Here is a 19,359-nt window from a genome sequence, read left to right on the forward strand (position 1 = left end):
CCGAAGCACCCATCTGGTGGGAATGCCCCCATCACAAATAATCCGCGTCGTCGACCTGGAGACGACCGGCGCGAATCCCATGGCCGACGGCGTTTGCGAGGTCGGCTGGCAGGACGTCGCGCTCGGCGCGGAGGGCGAATGGGAATTGTATGGCGATGGCGGCGCGCGACTGATCAACCCGGGCCGCCCGATTCCGCCGATCACCCAGGCGGTCCATCACATCCTCGACGAGCATGTGATGGACGCACCGTGGTGGCACGATGTCGCCCGCCAGGTGCTCGATCCCTATCCGAAGCGCATCGCGCTTGCCGCGCATCGCGCCGATTTCGAGATGAAGTTCTGTTCGCCCGCCCAATCGGCCGGAAAGGAGTGGATCTGCACCTGGAAGTGCGCGCTGCGTCTATGGCCCGAAAGCCCAAGCTTCTCCAACCAGGTGCTGCGCTATTGGCGCAGGCCCGCGGGGCTGGAGCATGATCGCGGCCTTCCCGCGCACCGGGCATTTCCCGATGCCTATGTCACCGCCTTCCACCTGCGCGACATGCTGAACGAGGTCGGGCCCGATCAGCTGATCGCCTGGTCGGCCGAACCCGGCCTGCTGCCGCGCGTCCGCTACGGCCCCGACCGCGGCAAGGCGTGGGACGAGATCGGCGAGGACTCCCTCGCCTCCTTCCTCACCGATCGCGACATCGACGTCCGCTTCACCGCCGAGACCGAGCTCGCCCGCCGTCGCGGCGGCGGCGAGGTAAAGCGGCCGGCGCGACAGGACCTGCTGCTTTAGGCGGCGCGGCGGGCGTCATAGCCTTCGGTTGCCAGCATCACCGTTTTGGGAATGACCTGCTCGCCCGAAAGATAATAGGCGATTGTTCGCCGCGACAGGCCAAGCGCTGCGGCGGCAGTGTCCAGCGTAAGATCGTGGCGCTCCATCCATGTGCGTAGACCAGCCGACGGCATCGTCTCCCCGATCTGCTCATCGGCCCACCGGCGTAATTGAGCCGAGCCGAAATCGATCCCGACAGGCCATTCGACCGCCCAGCCATCATCTGAAATGGCGGCTGTCGCAAATACGAACCTGTCGGCCAACGGCGCGAGGTTGGCGCGCGCCGCGATCAAAGGACCAAGATCTACATCGGCACGGCGCTGATTGTCCCAGACGACCGTCAACATCGCCGGTCCGGAGATCGCTATCGTTTCGATCTTGCCCAGCGTCATGCGCCGTCTCCGCTGAATTCCTGCCACTTCGCCTCCAGCAGGGGCCGGTTGTCCGCTGCCCATGCCAGCGCCTCGCGCAGATCGATCCTGCCGCTGGATGCGATCACCTCCAGCGTGTCGATCCGCACCTGCGCCGCTCCTTCGCGCCCCAGCACATGGAAGTGCGGCGGATTGTGATCGGCGAATACATCGCGATCTCCGACGCGGAGAAGCGGATCAGGCGCGGCATGATAGTGCAATCATTGCACCAAGTCCATCACACGTCCAGGTTCGCGACGCTCAGCGCATTGTCCTGGATGAACTCGCGGCGCGGCTCGACGACGTCGCCCATCAGGCGGGTGAAGATCTCGTCGGCGACGTCGGCCTGGTCGATGCCGACCTGCAGCATCGATCGGTTCTCCGGATCGAGCGTGGTTTCCCACAGCTGCTCGGCGTTCATCTCACCCAGTCCTTTGTAGCGCTGGATCGACAGGCCCTTGCGGCCGGCGGCGAGGATCGCCTCCAGCAACTGGCTGGGGCGCGACACGCGCGCCTCGCCCTTGCCGACGGTATCCGCCTCGTCATCCTCGGATTCGGACGTGGCGGCGGCATTCTTGAGCGGGACGAGCTTCGACGGCGCGGCGTAGGATTCGGCCTGCTCCATCGCCAGCGCGTGGAGCTTGCGCGCTTCGGCCGACGCAAGGAAGCTCGCTTCGATGACGTGATGATCGGTGACGCCGCGCCACAGCCGCTTGAAGTGGTAGGCGCCCTCCGCGCCGATCTCGGCGGACCAGCGCGCTTCGGGGTCGGATGCGGCCATCGCATCGCCGGCGGCGGCGAGCGAAACTTCTCGATCCTCGCGCTTATCGGGATCGAGTGCGCGGTTCAGGGCGAGAGCTTCGATTATTGCGGGGTCGTAACGACGCGGGACGTAGCGCATCAGCGTGCGCATCCGCCGGGCGTGGTCGACCAGGCCGCGCAGGTCATCGCCGCTGCGCGCGCCGCCTGTGGTTTCGAGCACGGTCAGCGCCACGCCCGCCTCGACCAGATATTCGTCGAGCGCGGCATCGTCCTTCAGATAGACCTCGCTGCGTCCCTTGGCGGCTTTGTAGAGCGGCGGCTGGGCGATGTAGAGGTGCCCGGCGGTGATGATCTCCGGCATCTGACGGTAGAAGAAGGTCAAGAGCAGCGTGCGGATATGCGCGCCGTCGACGTCGGCGTCGGTCATGATGACGATCTTGTGGTAGCGCAGCTTGTCGAGGTTGAAATCGTCGCGGCCGATGCCGGTGCCCATCGCCTGGATGAGCGTGCCGATCTCCTTCGACGACAGCATCCGGTCGAACCGCGCGCGCTCCACGTTCAATATCTTGCCGCGCAGGGGCAAGATCGCCTGATAATGGCGGTCGCGTCCGCTCTTGGCGGAGCCGCCGGCCGAATCGCCCTCGACCAGGAACAGCTCCGACTTGGCCGGATCGCGCTCCTGGCAGTCGGCGAGCTTGCCGGGCAGCGAGGCGATGTCCATCGCCCCCTTGCGCCGGGTCAGCTCGCGCGCCTTCTTCGCCGCCTCGCGCGCCGCCGCGGCGTCGATAACCTTCTGGACGATCGACCGGGCATGGCCGGGATTCTCTTCGAGCCACTCGGCCAGCTTGTCCGCCATCAGGCTTTCGAGCGGCTGGCGGACTTCGGAGGAGACCAGCTTGTCCTTGGTCTGCGACGAGAATTTGGGATCGGGCAGCTTGACCGAGACGATCGCGGTCAGCCCCTCGCGCATGTCGTCGCCGGTGAGGCTGACCTTCTCCTTCTTCAGCGCGCCCGATTTCTCCGCATAATTGTTGAGCGTGCGGGTCAGCGCCGCGCGGAAGGCCGCCAGATGCGTGCCGCCGTCGCGCTGCGGGATGTTGTTGGTGAAGCAGAGGACGTTTTCGTAATAGCTGTCGTTCCACTCCAGCGCGACGTCGATGGTGACGTCGTCGCGCGTGCCGGCGATGGCGACGGGATCGGGCATCAGCGGCTGCTTGGCGCGATCGAGATATTTGACGAACGCGGCGGTGCCGCCTTCGTAGAACAGCTCGACCTCCTTCGGCTCCTCGTGCCGGGCGTCGCGCAGGACGAGCCGCACGCCCGAATTGAGGAAGGCGAGCTCGCGGTAGCGATGCTCCAGCTTGTCCCAGTCATATTCGGTGATCTTGAAGGTGGCGGGCGAGGCGAGGAAGGTGACCCGCGTCCCCTTCTTGCCGTTCGCGGGGCCGATCACCTTCAGCGGCGCGACCGCGTCGCCATGGGCGAAGCGCATGTAATGCTCCTCGCCGTCGCGCCAGATGTTGAGGTCGAGCCACTCGCTGAGCGCGTTGACCACCGACACGCCGACGCCGTGCAGGCCGCCCGAGACCTTGTAGGCGTTGTCGTCCGAGGTGTTCTCGAACTTTCCGCCCGCGTGGAGCTGGGTCATGATGACCTCTGCCGCCGAAACGCCCTCCTCGGCGTGGATCCCGGTCGGAATGCCACGGCCATTGTCCTCGACCGAGACCGATCCGTCGGCGTTCAAGGTGATCAGGATGCGGTCGCAATGCCCGGCGAGCGCCTCGTCGATCGCATTGTCGCTGACCTCGAACACCATGTGGTGGAGGCCCGAACCGTCGTCCGTGTCGCCGATATACATGCCGGGACGCTTGCGCACCGCGTCGAGGCCCTTCAGCACCTTGATGGAATCGGCGCCGTAGCTGTTCTGATTGGGGTCTGTTGCCATGCCCAGCATATAGGGTCCTGGGGCGCGAAACGAAAGCGAAATGGGCGGTTTGGCGATGCGCGCGGGAAGAACGGCCGATCCCTTCCCCTCATCGTCATGCCGGACTCGTTCCGGCATCCATTGCGCCCCAAGCGCACGCCTATCTGGTGGAGAGATGGACCCCGGAACAAGTCCGGGGTGACGGGTTGGGAGGGTGCTTATTACCACCAATCGGCTACGCTATCCTGCCCGTTTCGCCTTCACCAGCGCGGCATCCAGGGCCTGGAGGAAGCGGGAGCGATCGGCGGCGGCGAAGGGCGCGGGAAGAATGGCCGATCCCCTCCCTTCATCGTCATGCCGGACTTGTTCCGGCATCCATCGCGCTCCAAGCGAGCGCCTGCCTGGTGGAGAGATGGTGTTCGAGCTTTGACTTGCCCCCGGCAAGTCAAGAATCCGTCCGGCGGACGGATTCTCGCCCGAACACGGAACAGGTCCGGGGTGACGGGTTGGGACGGTGCTTATTACCACCAATCGGTTACGCTATCCTGCCCGTTTCGCCTTCACCAGCGCCGCATCCAGGGTCTGGAGGAAGCGGGAGCGATCGGCGGCGGCGAAGGGCGCGGGACCGCCGAGCTGGTCGCCGCCGGCGCGCAGATCGGCCATGATCGCGCGGGTGGCGATGGCGGCGCCGATCGAGCTCGTCGTGAAGGGCCTGCCGGTGGGCGCGATCACCGCCGCGCCGGCCTTCAGCGCGCGATCGGCGAGGAGGATGTCGGCGGTGATCACGATGACGCCCGGCGCGGCGCGCTCGGCGATCCAGTCGTCCGCCGCGTCGAAGGCGTCGCCGACGATTACCCGCTTGACCAGCGGATGCGCAGGGATGCGGAAAGGCGCGTTGCTGACCAGGGTGACGGGCGCCTCATGCCGCCATGCGACCTTGTAGATTTCGTCCTTCACCGGGCAGGCGTCGGCGTCGACCAGGATGTGGATGGGGTGGGTCATACAGGTTTCCCTCCCCTCCCTGAAAGGGAGGGGATCAAGGGGTGGGTATAGCGCAGAGCGGGGCTCGACGCCCCGATCGGCGCTATTCGCGTTCGGGGGATGAGTCTTTGAGGCGCGCAGACGCGCGCACCCACCCCCAAGCCCCTCCCTGGAAGGGAGGGGAGTATCTTCTGATGAAGCTCTACCGCCGCCCCCTCGGGCCGTGGGTTGGGCGGGGGCTGTGGCGCTTGGGGGCGAGCGTCGGGCGGTTGGCGCGCGGGTTGGGGCGGTGGCCGCCCTTGGGCGCTTCGGGCGAGGGCTCGATGGCGATGCCGCTCTCATCGTCGCTCTCGGCATTTGCGGTGCGCTTGACCGCCGCCATGAAGCGCGAGGCCATGGCGCGGGGGATCTGGAAATATGTCTCGTTGGCGCCGATGCGGATCGCGCCGATCTCGCCGCGCGTGACATGGCCGCGGCGGCAGAGCAGCGGAAGAATCCAGCGCGGATCGGCATTGTGGCGCCGGCCGATATTCATGCGGAACCAGACGGTATCCTCGAACCCGGCGCGGTGACCCTCGGCACGGTCCGGGCGCGCCGTCGGGGCGGACGCGTCGATCAGCTCCTCGGGCTGGGGGAGCTGCGAACGATGCGCGCGGACGAGGAGCGCGGCGATGTCCTCGGCCGGGCGCGCTTCGAGCAGCTTCGCCGCGAGCGCGCGGTCCTCTTCCTCGATCTCGACCGGCTGAAGCAGCGTCTCGAGCAGCCGCGCGCGATCCTGCGCGCGGATGTCGTCGATCGTCGGCGGGGCGACCCACTGCGCCGGGATGCGCGCGCCGCGCAGCATCGATTCGACCCGCTTGCGGCGCGGATAAGGGACGATCAGCACCGCGGTGCCCTTCTTGCCCGCGCGGCCGGTGCGGCCCGAGCGGTGCTGCAGCGTCTCCGCGTCGCGCGGCAGCTCGACATGGATGACGAGGCTCAAGGTCGGCAGATCGATGCCGCGCGCGGCGACGTCGGTCGCGACGCAGACCCGCGCGCGGCGGTCGCGCAGCGCCTGCAGCGCCGCGTTGCGCTCGTTCTGGCTATGCTCGCCCGACAGCGCGACCGCGGCGAAACCGCGATCGGTCAGGCTGGCGTGGAGGTGGCGGACATTCTCGCGCGTGGCGCAGAACAGCATCGCCGTTTCGGCATCGTGCAGGCGCAGGAGGTTGACCACCGCATTCTCGATATCGGCCGGCGCGACGGTGACCGCCTGATAGCTGATGTCGCCGTGCCCGCGGTCCTCGCCCACGGTCGAGATGCGCAGCGCATCCTTCTGGTAGCGCCTGGCGAGCATCGCGATCGGCTTGGGGATGGTCGCGGAGAACATGAAGGTGCGGCGCGCATCGGGCGTCGCGTCGAGGATCTCCTCCAGGTCCTCGCGGAAGCCCATGTCGAGCATCTCGTCGGCCTCGTCGAGCACCGCGACCTTGAGGCCGGCGAGATCGAGCGCGCCGCGTTCGAGATGATCGCGCAGGCGGCCGGGCGTGCCGACGACGATATGCGCGCCGTGGCCGAGGTTGCGGCGCTCCTTCGCCGCATCCATCCCGCCGACGCAGGTGGCGACGCGCACCCCGGTGCCGCCATAGAGCCACATCAGCTCGCGGCTGACCTGCAAGGCGAGCTCGCGCGTGGGCGCGACGATGAGCGCGGCGGGCGCGGTGACGGGGATCAGCGCGCCGTCCGGGGCGAGCAGGGTGTCGGCCATGGCGAGGCCGAAGGCGACGGTCTTGCCCGAGCCGGTCTGGGCGGAGACGAGCAGGTCGCGGGCGCGGGCCTCGGGTTCGAGCACCGCCGCCTGGACGGGAGTCGGCTCGGCATAGCCGCGCGCGGCGAGCGCCTGCTGCACAGGCGGGGGGAGGGTTTGGAAGGGCATGTGTTTATCCGGTGACGGCGCGCATGGGGGCCGAGTTCGGCAGGCATATGGGCCGGATCACGCCAGATTGCGACTCCCAAATCCTCCCTCGCAGCGAAGCTGCGGGGGAGGGGGGCGTAGCGGCGACCAGCAATGTGCCGGGGGCACATTGCAGCCGCGGAGCCGGATTGCGAAGCAATCCGTGGGCGAAGCATGGTGGAGGGGGCCTAGCTGCGGTCGTTTATAGTGGCTGCGATGAGCCGGATTACGCCATCCAGGTTGGAAAGAACCTCCCGCGCCGTAATTCTGAGCACGAGAACATGCTGCGCTGCCAGCCATTCGTCACGAACGGCATCGCGCTCAGGTCTATCGCCCATGTCATGCGAGATGCCGTCGATTTCGATCGCGAGCTTCAGCGGCGCGCAGTAGAAGTCTAGCGAATATGGACCAGCCGGTTGCTGGCGGCGAAATCGCACATCCGGCCACCGACGCAACTCGCGCCATAGCAGGACTTCAGGCAGCGACATGCGTTTGCGCTGCGCACGTGCTTGGCCGGTTGAACCTTTCAGCCGCAGAAACCCCCCTCCACCATTCGCCTACGGCGAACGGTCCCCCTCCCCCGCTGCTACGCAGCGAGGGAGGATCTATCCGCTCAATACATGTGTTGGCCGCCGTTGATGCTCAGCGTCGATCCGGTCACGAACCCGGCGTTCTCGGAACACAGGAACGTCACGCCGCGCGCGATTTCGTCCGCCTGGCCCAACCGCCCGACGGGCACCTTGGCGACGATCTTCTCCAGCACGTCGGCCGGCACCGCCGCCACCATGTCGGTGTCGATATAGCCGGGCGCGATGGCGTTCACCGTCACTCCCGCGCGCGCGCCTTCCTGCGCCAGCGCCTTGGTGAAGCCGTGGATGCCCGATTTGGCGGCGGCGTAGTTGACCTGGCCATATTGCCCGGCCTGGCCGTTGATCGATCCGATATTGACGATGCGGCCCCATTTGCGCTCCCGCATCCCCGGGAACACCGCCTTGGCCATGTTGAAGCAGCCGCCGAGATTGGTGTCCATGACCTCCTTCCACATCTGGTAGGTCATCTTGAGCATCGTGCCGTCGCGGGTGATGCCGGCATTGTTGACCAGTATGTCGACCGGCCCCAGCTCCTCGGCGACCTGGGCGCAGCCGGCCTGGCAGGCGTCGTAATCGGCGACGTCCCATTTATACGCTTTGATGCCGGTGCGATCGGTGAAGGCCTTCGCCCGCTCGTCATTGCCGGCGTAATTGGCGGCGACGGTCATCCCGGCGTCCTTGAGGGCGAGGCTGATCGCCTCGCCGATGCCGCGGGTGCCGCCGGTCACGATCGCAACACGAGCCATTTGCCTTGATCCTCTCTCTTCTGGTCTGGCCGGAAGGCTATGCGTTCGCCAACCAGCCCGCAAGCTCCCTGCGGAGCAACGTTTTGAGCATGTGAATGCCGCCCTCGCTGTCGTTGAGACAAGGCAGATAGGCGAAATCGGTTCCGCCGCTCGCGCGGAAATCCGCCGCGCCGCGGATGGCGAGCTCCTCCAGCGTCTCGAGGCAGTCGGCGGAGAAGCCGGGGGCGACGACCGCGACTCTGGTGACGCCCTTGCCCGGCAGCGCCTTCAGGACGGCGTCGGTCGCGGGCTCGAGCCATCTGGCGCGGCCGAAGCGCGACTGGAAGGCGACGGTCATTTCGCGGCCCAACGCTTCGGACAGCAGGCGCGCCGTCTTCCGGCAATGGCAATGATAGGGATCGCCAAGCTCCAGCGTGCGCTGGGGCACGCCGTGGAAGCTGGCGACGATCGCCTGGGGTTCGAAGTCGAGGCTCGCCAGGGACGTTCGCACCGAATCCGCGAGCGCGGCGATATAGGCGGGGTCATCGTGATAGGGCGGCAGCGTGCGGATCGCGGGCTGCCAGCGCATCGCCGCCAGCGTGGCGAACGCCTTGTCGTTGGCGGTGGCGGTCGTCGCCGCGCAATATTGCGGGTAGAGCGGGGCGACAAGGATGCGCTCGCACCCCGCGGCCTTCATCGCCGCCAGCCGATCTGGGATCGAGGGGTTGCCGTAGCGCATCGCCCAGTCGACCAGCACATCGGGCCCGAATGCGTCCTTGAGCGCCGCCGCCTGCGCCCTGGTGATCGCGGCGAGCGGGCTGCCGTCCTCGCGCCACACCTGGCCATAGGCGTGCGCCGACTTCCTCGGGCGGGTGTTGAGGATGATCCCGCGCAGGATCGGCTGCCAGGCGAGCGCAGGGATCTCGACCACGCGCCGGTCGGAGAGGAATTCGGCGAGGTAGCGTTTGACCGCGCGGCGGTCCGGCGCATCGGGGGTGCCGAGGTTGATCAGCAGCACGCCCAGCTTGCGCGGCGGGATGGCGGGGTGGTCGGCGGGCGGCGTCATGCCGATCGAAGCGGCAGGCTGCGGTAGCGCGTGCCGCTCGCCGCGCGCAGCGCGTTGGCGATGGCGGGGGCGACGGCGGGGACGCCGATATCGCCGACCGCGCCGGGGGCGACGCTCGACGGCACGATCTGGAGCACGATCTCGGGCGCGTCGGCGAGCGCGGGAATGCCGACCTCGCGCAGGCTCCGCGCCTGGCCGAGATTGTCGGTGTAGGACGCGCCCGCGCCGACCGCCTGGGCGACGCCGAACAGCAGGCCGCCCTCGATCTGCTGGCGGGCGATCTCGGGATGGTTCTGCCGCCCGCAATCGACCACCGCGACGAGGCGCGAGACGCGCACGCGTTGACTGCGATCGACCGCCGCCTCGGCCATCACCGCGATGTAGCTGCCGTGCATCGCGTGCGCGGCGATGCCCTGCCCGCTGCCCGCCGATCCGCCGTCCCATCCGCCGAGCGTGGCGGCGATCGACAGGCAGCGCGCGAGCCGCGCCTGGCCGGAGAGCATGGCGATACGGAAGGAGAGCGGCTCGACCCCCGCCTCGCGCGACAGCTCGTCGATGAAGCATTCGGTGAAGAAGGCGTTCGCGCCGTGGCTGCCGCCGCGCATATGGCCCGTGGGCAGGCGCAGGTCGGCGCGGTGATGGTCGATCGCCATGTGCGGGATCGCATAGGGCGGGGCGGCGCCGGCGACCGCATAGGGATCGCCCGCGCGCCAGCCGGTGAGCGCGGCGATCTCGGGATGATCCGGGACGAGCCGCGACGCGAGCGCGCGGCCGGTCGCAGGCGCGGCGATCTTGGCGAGCCAGCCCTCGATCATGCCGTTGGGGGCGAGGCGGGCGGAGAGGCGCGCGGCGGCGGGGGCGCGCGGCGGCACGCGCAAGAGGTCCTCGACCCGGCTCCAGCCGAGCTGCACCGGACGTTTGAGCGCGTACGCCAGCACCGCCGCCTGGCGGGCGATCTCCAGGTCGAGCTTCGACCCGTCCTGCCCGCCGACCAGCATCGGATGGACCGTCACCTGCGCTTCGGCGACGCCGATCGCCTCGGCGGCGGCGTGGCGCGCGGCGGCGGGCGTCTGGGTCGGCAGCCACAGCTCGAGCCGGCCGGTCTTCCACTCGGCGGTCGCGGTCATCGGCTCGGCGGCTGCGTGGAGCGCGGGCGCGGCGTAATAGTCCGAGGTGTAGATGCGCGCGCCGGTAAAGGCGGCGGACAGGTCGCCGCGCTCGACCATCCGCGCGCCCTCGCCGGCGAGCGCGGTCCGCAGGCCGGTCTCGATATGCGTATCGTCGATCAGCCCCCCACCGGTCTCGAACCGCGGCGCCATGCCGTCGAGCGCGCGATTGGCCGCCCACCAGTTGGTGGCGACCGCCGCCACCCAGCGCGGATTCTCGACGACATGCAGCACGCCGACAATGCCGTCGGCGGCGGCGCGATCGATGCGGGTGAGGCGGCTGTCGCCCAGCGGACCCTGGCGGATCGCGGCATAGACCATGTTCGGCAGGCGGATGTCGCCGGCGAAATTGGCCGATCCGTCGACCTTGGCGGGCAGATCGATCCGCGGCACGCTTTGGCCGATCAGCCCGCCGCGCCGGAAACCGCGGATCGGCAGCGGATCGGGCGGAGTCTCGGCGGCGGCCTCGGCGGCGAGCCCGCCGAAGCGCAGCGTCTCCTCGCCCCAGCGGACCAGCCCGTCCTCGGTGTCGCAGGCCTGCCAGTCGATGTCCCAACGCTTGGCCGCGGCCATGCACAGCATCGCGCGCGCCGCCGCCCCCGCCTGACGCAACGGCGCTTCATAGGCGGCCTCGGCATGGACGCCGTCGGTGACGGTCAGGCCCGCGCGCGTGGCGAAATCGTCCGCCCAGTCGTCTGGCAGGCCGAGCGATCCTTCGAACAAGGTCATCGGCGCGGCCCTGTTGGCGTAGAGCGGATTGGGCGGCGCCGGCTCGACCGCGATGGTGCGCCAGTCCGCGCCCAGCTCATCGGCCAGGATCTGCGGCAAGGTGGTGGTGACGCCCTGCCCCATCTCGGCCTGCGGCACGATCACCGCGACATGCCCGTCCTCGCCGATCTTGACCCAGGGGCCGAGGATATGCTCGCCCTCCGCCGCGCGCAGGTTCGCGACATGCGCGCGCGGCCACAGCGCGAAGGCGACGAGAAGGCCGATGCCCGCCCCGCCGCCGATCAGCAGCCCGCGCCGGCTGATCCCCCTCCTCTCGGTCCATTCGTCGCGTTCGCGGGCCATGGCGGCGGTGTTAGCGGGGGGTGGGGGTTTGGGCCAGAGGGCGTGACGAACAACGAAACCTGGGTCCGTTAGCAATCACGGTTGGTTCGGGCGGGAAGCTCTGGCTAAAGCAAGCGCGGCGGGTCGCCTCTCGTCTGCAACGAGGGCGAAAACATCCGTCCAAAGGAGGTGATCGATATAACAATCGATATTGCAACTCTGATCGTCAGCATTGCGATGCTGATGATCGCTTTCGCCGCTCTGGTGGTGCAGATCATCAGGGAGGCTCGTTCTAAATAGCCGAAAGGCTCGTTAGCAACGACGGGAGGAGGCGGGCCTGCCAGCTCGCCTCCAAACGATTTGGCCCCAACCGCTGCCACGGTCGGGGCCATCATTTCGGATGAGATGATCGACATTCAACCGATATTGCTTGGCCAATATAGGCACAACCTGTCACCAAATCAACAATTGCGAGACGGCTTCTAGGCCAAAGACCGATACCGGTTCCTCAGCGTCACCTTGTCGATCTTCTCGGTGCCCAGGCGCGGCAGGGGGTCTTCGGCTATCCAGATGCGCGCGGGGATCTTGAAGGCGGCGATGCGGCCCGAGAGGAAGTCCTGCAGCCCCGCCTCGTCGAGCGCCGCGCCTTCGGCCGGGTGGACCACCGCGCCCGGCACCTCGCCGAAGCGTTCGTCGGTGAGGCCGAACACCGCGGCTTCTGCGACGCGCGGGTCTTCGTAGAGCGCGGCCTCGACCTCCTGGCAGCTGATATTCTCGCCGCCGCGGATGATGATGTCCTTCTTGCGATCGACGATGAACAGATAGGCGTCCGCGTCGAGAGTGCCGATGTCGCCGGTGCGGAAATAGCCGTCGGCGGTGAAGGCGGCCGCTGTCGCCTGCGGATTGCCCCAATATTCGCGGAAGTTGCAGATCGAGCGGATGCACACCTCGCCGCGCTCGCCCTGCGGCACCGGCCGCCCGGCATCGTCGAGGATGGCGAGATCGACCAGCGGCTTCGATCCCATGCCGGTCGAATCGGGCTTGGCCATGTAGTTCTCGCGCAGATTGCCGCAGCCGACGCCGTTGGTCTCGGTCAGGCCGTAGCCGAGCAGCGGCTTGGCCCCGCCCATCTCCTCGTTCAATCGCCTGGCATGCTCGACCGGGCGCGGCGCGCCGCCCGCGGCGTAATCGCCGCACGAGGAGAGGTCATATTCGTGGCGGCGCGGGTGGGTGAGGATCTCGTAGCTCATCAGCGGCACGCCGACGAAATAGGTGACCTTCTCCGCCTCGATCAGCCGCATCGCCTCCTCGGCGTCCCATTTGGGCATGATGACGAGCTTGCGGCCCATCGCGAAGCTCTGGAGGAACACCGGCACCTCGGCGGTGACGTGGAACAGCGGCACGTTGAGCAGGGTGGCCGGCTGCATGGTCGGCGCCTCGCCGCGCTCGGTCGCGATGCCGAGCATGATCAGCGTCTGGACGAGATAATTGAACGTGCCCTGCACCACCGCGCGGTGGTCGCTGAGCGCGCCCTTCGACTGGCCGGTCGAGCCCGAGGTGAAGAGGATGGTGGCGAGATCGTCGCCCGAAAGCATCGCCAGCGCGGTCTCCGCCCCGCCGCCTTTCGCCAGCAGCGGCGCGATCGCCGCGTCGATCGGCTGGCCGACATCGATCGCGATCACCCGCGCCTCGTGCTCCGCCTGCTCGAGCCGCTTCGCCCGCGTCAGGTCGGCGATCACCAGCGCGCAGCCGACATCGTCGATCGCCTGCGCCAGCTCGTCGGGCTCCCACCAGCCATTGAGCAAGGTGGCGACGCCGCCGGCCATGAGGATGCCCATATAGGCGACGATCCACGCCGGCGAATTGCGCGCGGCGATGCCGATGCGGTCGCCGCGCCGGACGCCGTGCCCCTCGACCAGCCCGCCCGCGACTTGCCTCGCGGCGGCGAAGGTCTGGGCGAAGCTCAGCCGCTCCGCGCCCGCGACGAGGAAGGTGGCGTCGCCATGCTGAGCGCAGAAATGCGCGAAATAATAGCTGAGCGCGGGCGGCGCGCTGGCGATCATCGGCATCTGCCGCCCCCGGCTTTCGACCATCTTGAGCGGCATCGGGCCGCCTTCGCCGGTGACGCGGGCGAGCCCCGCTTCGATGGCCTGATCGAGCGCGCTCGACATCCTTCTATCTCTCCTCTTTGCGCTTGCCGCTTTGCCCCCTTATGAGGGCGCGACCTTGCCTGGGAAAGTGCCTTGATCCTCTCGCTCGCCGCCAGCGCCGCCGCATCCCCCGCCATCCGCTTCGAAAGCCTGGGGCTGGGCCCGGTGGCGCTCGATCTCGGCGTCTTCACGCTCAAATGGTATTCGCTGGCCTATATCGCCGGGATCATCGTCGGCTGGTGGTATCTCTTGAAGCTGATCGCCCAGCCCGGCGCGCCGATGGCGCGGCGGCACGCCGACGATCTGGTGTTCTACGCGACGCTCGGCATCATCCTGGGCGGGCGGTTGGGCTATGTGATCTTCTACGCGCCCGAGATGTTCCTGACGCCGCTCAGGATTCTCAGGCTGTGGGACGGCGGCATGTCGTTCCATGGCGGGGTGCTAGGCGTCACGCTCGGCATCATCCTGATGGCGAGGAAGCACGGGCTCGATTGGCTGCGGGTGCACGACTATGTCGCCTGCTGCGTGCCGTTCGGGCTGTTCTTCGGCCGGCTGGCCAATTTCGTCAACGGCGAGCTGTGGGGCAAGCCGACCGACGACCAGAGCTGGGGCATCATCTTCCCGCGCGCCGGCGAGCTCGCGCGCCATCCGAGCCAGCTCTACGAGGCGGGGCTGGAGGGGATCGCACTGTTCGCGCTGCTCTGGTTCCTGTTCTGGAAGACCGACGCCCGCTACCATCCGGGCAAGCTGGTCGGCTGGTTCCTGCTCGGCTACGGCCTTGCGCGCTTCAGCGTCGAGTTCTTCCGCGAACCCGACGAGCAGCTGGTCGAGTTCGCGGTCAACACCGGCCTCCACATGGGCCAATGGCTGTGCGTGCCGATGATCGTCGGCGGGGCGTATCTGATCGCCACGAGCAAGAACCGCAGGAAGCGCGTCGAGCCGGTCGCGGGATCGGCGAGCGTTGCCTGATCTTCCCATACCCCCCCGGCACGGGGAGGGGGACCGCCGCTCGAAGAGCGGCGGTGGAGGGGGCTGGCCGCAAACGCGCCGATCGTGGCGCTCTCCCTCCACCGCACTTCGTGCGGTCCCCCTCCCTGTTCCGGGGAGGAATTAGATGGACCTCCTTCCCGAACGCCTCGCCCGGGCGATCACGGTCGCGGGGCCGATCTCGATCGCCGATTATATGGGCGCGGCCAACGCGCATTATTACGCGACGCGCGATCCGCTGGGGGCGTCGGGCGATTTCACCACCGCGCCCGAGATCAGCCAGATGTTCGGCGAGCTGGCGGGCGCGTGGCTGGGCGATCTGTGGGACCGCGCCGGGCGGTCCGACGCGCGCTATGTCGAGCTGGGCCCGGGGCGCGGGACGCTCGCCGCCGATGCGCTGCGCGTGCTGGCGCGCGCCGGGTGCGCACCCGAACCGCATCTGGTCGAGACCAGCCCGGTGCTGCGCGGATTGCAGGCGGAGCGCGTGACGGGCGCGGCGTGGCACGACCGGATCGAGGATGTGCCGCAAGGCAAGCCGCTGCTGATCGTCGCCAATGAGTTCTTCGACGCGCTGCCGATCCGACAGCTGGTCAGGACCCAGACCGGCTGGCGCGAGCGGCTGGTTGCCTGCCAGGACACGCTGTTCCTGCCGATCCCGGGGCGCGAGGTGCATGACCGGGCGGTGCCGCCGCAGCTGCGCGACGCGCCGATCGGGTCGATTCTCGAAACCTCGCCCGACGGCGTCGGCGCGATGCGCGCGCTGGCGCAGCGGCTGGTGGCGGACGGCGGCGCGGCGCTGATCGTCGACTACGGCTATGAAGGGCCGGCGCTCGGCGACACGTTGCAGGCGGTGTCGCGGCACGGCTATGCCAATCCGTTCGAGGAACCGGGGACGCGCGACCTCACCGCGCATGTCGATTTCGCCACGCTGGCGGCGGCCGCGCTGGCGGAAGGCGCGGCGGCATCCGAGGTCGTGACGCAAGGGAGCTGGCTGATGGCGATGGGTATCGAGGCGCGCGCCGAGGCGCTGATCCGCGGCAACCCCGCGCGGGCGGAGGAGATCGCCGCCGCGCGCGACCGGCTGGCCAGGCCCGAGGCGATGGGCGAGCTGTTCCGCGTGCTGGCGGTGACCGCGCCCGGCTGGCCGGCGCCGACGGGGTTCGCATGACGCCGGTATTGCGCCCCGCCACGCTCGCCGACGCCGACACGCTGGCCGATATCGGCCAGCGGAGCTTCGCCGAGACCTTCGGGCATCTCTATCGGCCCGAGGATCTGGCGATATTCCTCGAAAGCCATAGGCGTGCGCAATGGGAGGCCGAGTTGGCCGATCCGGGGTTCATCGTAGCGATCGCCGAGATCGATGGCGAGGCCGCGGGCTACGCCAAGCTCGCCCCGCCCAAGCTGCCCATCGCGGTGCGCGAGCCGGCGATCGAGCTGCGCCAATTCTATGTGCTGAGCGGCTGGCAGGGGAGCGGGCTCGCCGCGCGGATGATGGACTGGGTGATCGCGACCGCGCGCGAACGCGGGGCGCGCGACATCCATCTTTCGGTGTTCGTCGACAACCACCGCGCGCGGCGCTTCTACGAACGCTACGGGTTCGAGCGCGTCGGCACCTACGCCTTCATGGTCGGCGGGCACGAGGACGAGGACGATATCATGCGGCTGACGCTCGATGGTTGAGCCCGTCCGTGCCCGGTCGCTGGCGGCGCCGCACGGCTTCGGCACCAGCGCGTTCGGCGATTGCGGCCTCGGCTCGGGCGATCCGGCGGCGGGCGCCAATCGCGGGGCGGTGGCGGAAGCGGTGCTGCCGGGCGCGGCGCTCACCAGCGTCTATCAGGTGCATTCGGCCGAGGCGGTGGTCGCCGAGCCATGGCCGGTCGACGCGCGGCCGCACGCCGATGCGCTGGTCACCGACCGGCCGGGGCTGCTGATCGGCATCGTCACCGCCGATTGCGCGCCGGTGCTGTTCGCCGACGCGGAGGCCGGCGTGGTCGGCGCGGCGCACGCCGGGTGGAAGGGCGCGCTCGGCGGCGTCACCGATGCGACGATCGCGCTGATGGAGACGCTGGGCGCGCGGCGCGAGCGGATCGCGGCGGCGATCGGCCCGTGCATCGCCCGCGCGAGCTACGAGGTGGAGGACGGTTTCGCACGCGCCTTCGCTCCCGACGACGAGCGTTTCTTCACCGCCGGGCGGCCGGGGCATTTGCAGTTCGACCTCGAAGCCTATGTCGCGCACCGCCTTGCCGCCGCGGGAATCGCGCGGGTCGAGGCGCTGGGCCTCGACACCTATGCCGACGAGGCGCGCTTCTTCAGCTACCGCCGCGCGACCCATCGCGGCGAGGCGACCTATGGGCGGCAGATCTCGGTGATCGGATTGCCCTGATCCTCCCCATGCGAAGCAGGGGGAGGGGGACCGCACGCAGTGCGGTGGAGGGGGAGCCGCGGCCCCCCCCCCCCCCCCCGGCGGGGCCCCCCCCCCCCCCCGGGGGGGGGGGGGGGGGGGCCCCCCGCGGGGGGGGGGGGGGGGCCCGCCGCCGCCCCTCCACCAGCCTGCGGCTGGTCCCCCTCCCCGTTCCGGGGAGGATGGGCTAGACCCCTCCCATCACGCTATCAGGAGAGGCCCGTTGGCCAAGGAAACGATCAACCCCACCGAAGCCGAGCTGTCCGGCACCACCCCCCGGCGCAAGCCCAAGCCCGATGTCGACAGGATCGGCGGGCGCAAGCTGAAGCCGTCGACGCTGATGATGGGGCACGGCTTCGATCCGGTGCTGTCCGAAGGATCGCTCAAACCGCCGATCTTCCTCACCTCGACCTTCGTCTTCCCCAACGCGGCCGCGGGCAAGCGGCATTTCGAGGGCGTCACCGGCAAGCGGCCGGGCGGCGCCGAGGGCCTTGTCTATTCGCGCTTCAACGGGCCCAACCAGGAGATACTGGAGGACCGGCTGGGGGTTTGGGAGGATGCCGAGGACGCACTCGCCTTTTCGAGCGGCATGTCGGCGATCGCGACGCTGTTCCTGGCGATGGTCCGGCCGGGCGACACCATCGTCCATTCGGGGCCGCTCTACGCCGCGACCGAGACGCTGATCGCGCGCGTGCTGGGGCGCTTCGGCGTCCACTGGCTTGATTTTCCCGCGGGCGCGACGCGCGAGGAGATCGATGCGGTGATGACGAAGGCCAATACCGGCCGGGTGCCGCTGATCTATCTCGAAAGCCCGGCAAACCCGACCAACGCGCTGGTCGATGTCGAGGCGGTGGCGGCGGCGCGCGACGCGGTGTTCGGCGCCGAGAATCCCGAGAAGCCGCCGATCGCGATCGACAACACCTTTCTCGGCCCGCTGTGGCACAAGCCCTTGAAGCACGGCGCCGACATCGTCGTCTATTCGCTGACCAAATATGCCGGCGGCCATTCGGACCTGGTCGCGGGCGGTGTGCTCGGCACCAAGAAGCATATGGATGTGATCCGCGCGATGCGGAACACGATCGGCACGATATGCGATCCCAACACCGCCTGGATGCTCTTGCGGAGCCTCGAGACGCTCGAATTGCGCATGACGCGCGCGGGCGAGAACGCCGCCAGGGTGTGCGAATTCCTCCGCAGCCATCCCAAGGTGGAGAAGGTCGGCTATCTCGGATTCCTCAAGGATGATCGCCAGGCGGACATCTACCAGCGCCACTGCACCGGCGCGGGATCGACCTTCTCGCTCTACCTGAAGGGCGGCGAGAAGGAGGCGTTCGCCTTTCTCGACGCGCTCAAGATCGCCAAGCTCGCCGTGTCGCTGGGCGGCACCGAGACGCTGGCGAGCCATCCGGCGGGGATGACGCATCTTTCGGTGCCGGACGCCCGCAAGCAGGCGCTCGCCATCACCGACAATCTGGTGCGTATCTCGATCGGCGTCGAGGACGCCGACGACCTGATCGCCGATTTCGAGCAGGCGCTGGAGATGGTTTGAGGCGGTCCTTCGATACGCCGCTTCGACAGGCTCAGCGGCTACTCAGGATGAGCGATCATTCTCCGTTCCCGCTCATCCTGAGTAGCGACCGAGCTTGTCGAGGGCGCGTATCGAAGGACGTATCGAAGGATTACCGCCAATCCAGCAGCGGCCAGCCTTTTTCCGCCGCGAGCGCGCGCAGCTTGAGGCTGGGGTTGGCGGGGTAGGCTTCGTCGGCCCATTCGAAGGCGGGCCGGTCGCTCGGATGGTCCGAATAGAAGCGGATATGCGCTTCCGCCCGGTCCAGCCCGGCGGCCGCCATCCAGGCCTTGACCATGTCCAGCTTGGCCGGGCCGTAGCAATTGCTGCCGTCGATCGTGGCATGGACACGGTCGTCGAGACCGATGATCGAGTTGGTCGCGACGCAATCGTCGAAGCCGAGCTGCTCGGCGATCGCCGCCGCGTACATCCGGTTGGACGCGGTGGCGAGGACCAGGCGGTAGCCCTCCGCCTTGTCCGCCGCGATGCGATCGCAAGCGGCGGCGAGCACGTTGGTCTCCATCGTGTGCCGCGCGAACCCCTCGACGAGCGGGGACAGGCTCGACGGCTTGAGATGCTTGCCCAGCAGCCAATGGTGGCTGATCTCCTTCAGCCGCGCGCGATCGATCAGCTTCAGCCAGAATGCGATGCTCGCGGCGATCGCGACCGGTATGAACACGATGCGCCACCGCGCGCGCCGCTTCATGCAATAGGCCAGGAACGGCACCCAGGTGGGAACCCGCGTGATCGTCTTGTCCATGTCGTAGATGGCGAGCTTGTGCACGACCCCGCCCCTAACCCCGGAACGACTTGCCGATCCAGCGATTATG

The 19,359-nt window shown here is 68.5% G+C and carries 17 protein-coding genes; 6 read left to right on the forward strand and 11 right to left on the reverse strand.

From position 1 onward, the window contains the following. Window positions 1-22 precede the first annotated feature (22 nt). Window positions 23-778 carry a 3'-5' exonuclease gene (locus tag D1610_RS09200; RefSeq protein ID WP_118863884.1) on the forward strand — a complete coding sequence of 252 codons (756 nt, stop codon included), beginning with the start codon at window positions 23-25 and terminating at the stop codon, window positions 776-778. Here D1610_RS09200 and D1610_RS09205 read toward each other — a convergent pair. From D1610_RS09205 to D1610_RS09255, 10 genes are all read right to left on the reverse strand, one after another. Then, entirely contained in the window at window positions 775-1,209 is a 435-nt protein-coding gene (locus tag D1610_RS09205; RefSeq protein ID WP_182466769.1) for a helix-turn-helix domain-containing protein, read from the reverse strand. The genes D1610_RS09200 and D1610_RS09205 overlap by 4 nt on opposite strands. Beyond that, window positions 1,206-1,448 (reverse strand): DUF4160 domain-containing protein, encoded by a 243-nt coding sequence (locus D1610_RS09210; protein ID WP_118863886.1) that lies wholly within the window; start codon window positions 1,446-1,448, stop codon window positions 1,206-1,208. Before D1610_RS09210 ends, D1610_RS09205 begins: the two co-directional genes overlap by 4 nt. Before the next feature lie 17 nt (window positions 1,449-1,465). After that, window positions 1,466-3,934 carry a DNA topoisomerase (ATP-hydrolyzing) subunit B gene (gyrB, locus tag D1610_RS09215; protein ID WP_118864049.1) on the reverse strand — a complete coding sequence of 823 codons (2,469 nt, stop codon included), beginning with the start codon at window positions 3,932-3,934 and terminating at the stop codon, window positions 1,466-1,468. 519 nt (window positions 3,935-4,453) lie between these two features. Beyond that, window positions 4,454-4,915 carry a YaiI/YqxD family protein gene (locus D1610_RS09225; RefSeq protein ID WP_118863887.1) on the reverse strand — a complete coding sequence of 154 codons (462 nt, stop codon included), beginning with the start codon at window positions 4,913-4,915 and terminating at the stop codon, window positions 4,454-4,456. 181 nt (window positions 4,916-5,096) lie between these two features. After that, the gene (locus D1610_RS09230) at window positions 5,097-6,809 is read right to left on the reverse strand and encodes a DEAD/DEAH box helicase (protein ID WP_118863888.1); all 1,713 of its coding nucleotides are present in this window, start codon (window positions 6,807-6,809) and stop codon (window positions 5,097-5,099) included. A gap of 206 nt (window positions 6,810-7,015) precedes the next feature. Beyond that, window positions 7,016-7,315 (reverse strand): endonuclease domain-containing protein, encoded by a 300-nt coding sequence (locus D1610_RS09235; protein ID WP_245942076.1) that lies wholly within the window; start codon window positions 7,313-7,315, stop codon window positions 7,016-7,018. Window positions 7,316-7,440: 125 nt separating this feature from the next. Beyond that, window positions 7,441-8,163, reverse strand: a complete 723-nt coding sequence (gene phbB, locus D1610_RS09240; protein ID WP_118863890.1) for an acetoacetyl-CoA reductase — start codon at window positions 8,161-8,163, stop codon at window positions 7,441-7,443. Between the two features lie 37 nt (window positions 8,164-8,200). Further along, window positions 8,201-9,208 (reverse strand): ferrochelatase, encoded by a 1,008-nt coding sequence (hemH, locus tag D1610_RS09245; RefSeq protein WP_118863891.1) that lies wholly within the window; start codon window positions 9,206-9,208, stop codon window positions 8,201-8,203. Continuing rightward, the gene (locus D1610_RS09250) at window positions 9,205-11,445 is read right to left on the reverse strand and encodes a xanthine dehydrogenase family protein molybdopterin-binding subunit (protein ID WP_118863892.1); all 2,241 of its coding nucleotides are present in this window, start codon (window positions 11,443-11,445) and stop codon (window positions 9,205-9,207) included. The genes hemH and D1610_RS09250 overlap by 4 nt, the downstream gene beginning before the upstream one ends. A gap of 461 nt (window positions 11,446-11,906) precedes the next feature. Then, complete coding sequence (locus D1610_RS09255) at window positions 11,907-13,595, reverse strand: class I adenylate-forming enzyme family protein (protein ID WP_118863893.1); 1,689 nt, start codon at window positions 13,593-13,595, stop codon at window positions 11,907-11,909. 72 nt (window positions 13,596-13,667) lie between these two features. On the opposite strand from D1610_RS09255, the gene lgt reads away from it, so the two are divergent. The 5 genes from lgt (at window position 13,668) to D1610_RS09285 (ending at window position 18,511) form a co-directional block, all read left to right on the forward strand. Further along, a complete protein-coding gene (gene lgt, locus D1610_RS09260; RefSeq protein ID WP_118863894.1) occupies window positions 13,668-14,543 on the forward strand; it encodes a prolipoprotein diacylglyceryl transferase in 876 nt (291 codons plus the stop codon). Between the two features lie 145 nt (window positions 14,544-14,688). After that, entirely contained in the window at window positions 14,689-15,729 is a 1,041-nt protein-coding gene (locus tag D1610_RS09265) for a class I SAM-dependent methyltransferase (protein ID WP_245942077.1), read from the forward strand. Further along, window positions 15,726-16,241 (forward strand): GNAT family N-acetyltransferase, encoded by a 516-nt coding sequence (locus D1610_RS09270; RefSeq protein ID WP_118863895.1) that lies wholly within the window; start codon window positions 15,726-15,728, stop codon window positions 16,239-16,241. Before D1610_RS09265 ends, D1610_RS09270 begins: the two co-directional genes overlap by 4 nt. Then, on the forward strand, window positions 16,234-16,944 hold the full coding sequence (pgeF, locus tag D1610_RS09275; protein WP_118863896.1) for a peptidoglycan editing factor PgeF: 711 nt from the start codon (window positions 16,234-16,236) through the stop codon (window positions 16,942-16,944). Before D1610_RS09270 ends, pgeF begins: the two co-directional genes overlap by 8 nt. Before the next feature lie 241 nt (window positions 16,945-17,185). After that, window positions 17,186-18,511 carry a cystathionine gamma-synthase family protein gene (locus tag D1610_RS09285; RefSeq protein ID WP_245942079.1) on the forward strand — a complete coding sequence of 442 codons (1,326 nt, stop codon included), beginning with the start codon at window positions 17,186-17,188 and terminating at the stop codon, window positions 18,509-18,511. 130 nt (window positions 18,512-18,641) lie between these two features. On the opposite strand, the gene D1610_RS09290 is transcribed toward D1610_RS09285, so the two are convergent. Beyond that, the gene (locus D1610_RS09290) at window positions 18,642-19,313 is read right to left on the reverse strand and encodes an HAD family hydrolase (protein WP_245942081.1); all 672 of its coding nucleotides are present in this window, start codon (window positions 19,311-19,313) and stop codon (window positions 18,642-18,644) included. Between the last annotated feature and the right edge of the window lie 46 nt (window positions 19,314-19,359).

The organism is Sphingomonas gilva (assembly GCF_003515075.1).
Classification (GTDB): domain Bacteria; phylum Pseudomonadota; class Alphaproteobacteria; order Sphingomonadales; family Sphingomonadaceae; genus Sphingomonas; species Sphingomonas gilva.

What these genes read in the sequence shown, in the direction of transcription:
- D1610_RS09200 (WP_118863884.1), top strand. Translation starts at nt 23, where the DNA reads ATGCCCCCATCACAAATAATCCGCGTCGTCGACCTGGAGACGACCGGC.
- D1610_RS09205 (WP_182466769.1), bottom strand. Translation starts at nt 1,209, where the DNA reads ATGACGCTGGGCAAGATCGAAACGATAGCGATCTCCGGACCGGCGATG.
- gyrB (WP_118864049.1), bottom strand. Translation starts at nt 3,934, where the DNA reads ATGGCAACAGACCCCAATCAGAACAGCTACGGCGCCGATTCCATCAAG.
- D1610_RS09225 (WP_118863887.1), bottom strand. Translation starts at nt 4,915, where the DNA reads ATGACCCACCCCATCCACATCCTGGTCGACGCCGACGCCTGCCCGGTG.
- D1610_RS09230 (WP_118863888.1), bottom strand. Translation starts at nt 6,809, where the DNA reads ATGCCCTTCCAAACCCTCCCCCCGCCTGTGCAGCAGGCGCTCGCCGCG.
- D1610_RS09235 (WP_245942076.1), bottom strand. Translation starts at nt 7,315, where the DNA reads ATGTCGCTGCCTGAAGTCCTGCTATGGCGCGAGTTGCGTCGGTGGCCG.
- phbB (WP_118863890.1), bottom strand. Translation starts at nt 8,163, where the DNA reads ATGGCTCGTGTTGCGATCGTGACCGGCGGCACCCGCGGCATCGGCGAG.
- hemH (WP_118863891.1), bottom strand. Translation starts at nt 9,208, where the DNA reads ATGACGCCGCCCGCCGACCACCCCGCCATCCCGCCGCGCAAGCTGGGC.
- D1610_RS09250 (WP_118863892.1), bottom strand. Translation starts at nt 11,445, where the DNA reads ATGGCCCGCGAACGCGACGAATGGACCGAGAGGAGGGGGATCAGCCGG.
- D1610_RS09255 (WP_118863893.1), bottom strand. Translation starts at nt 13,595, where the DNA reads ATGTCGAGCGCGCTCGATCAGGCCATCGAAGCGGGGCTCGCCCGCGTC.
- D1610_RS09265 (WP_245942077.1), top strand. Translation starts at nt 14,689, where the DNA reads ATGGACCTCCTTCCCGAACGCCTCGCCCGGGCGATCACGGTCGCGGGG.
- D1610_RS09270 (WP_118863895.1), top strand. Translation starts at nt 15,726, where the DNA reads ATGACGCCGGTATTGCGCCCCGCCACGCTCGCCGACGCCGACACGCTG.
- pgeF (WP_118863896.1), top strand. Translation starts at nt 16,234, where the DNA reads ATGGTTGAGCCCGTCCGTGCCCGGTCGCTGGCGGCGCCGCACGGCTTC.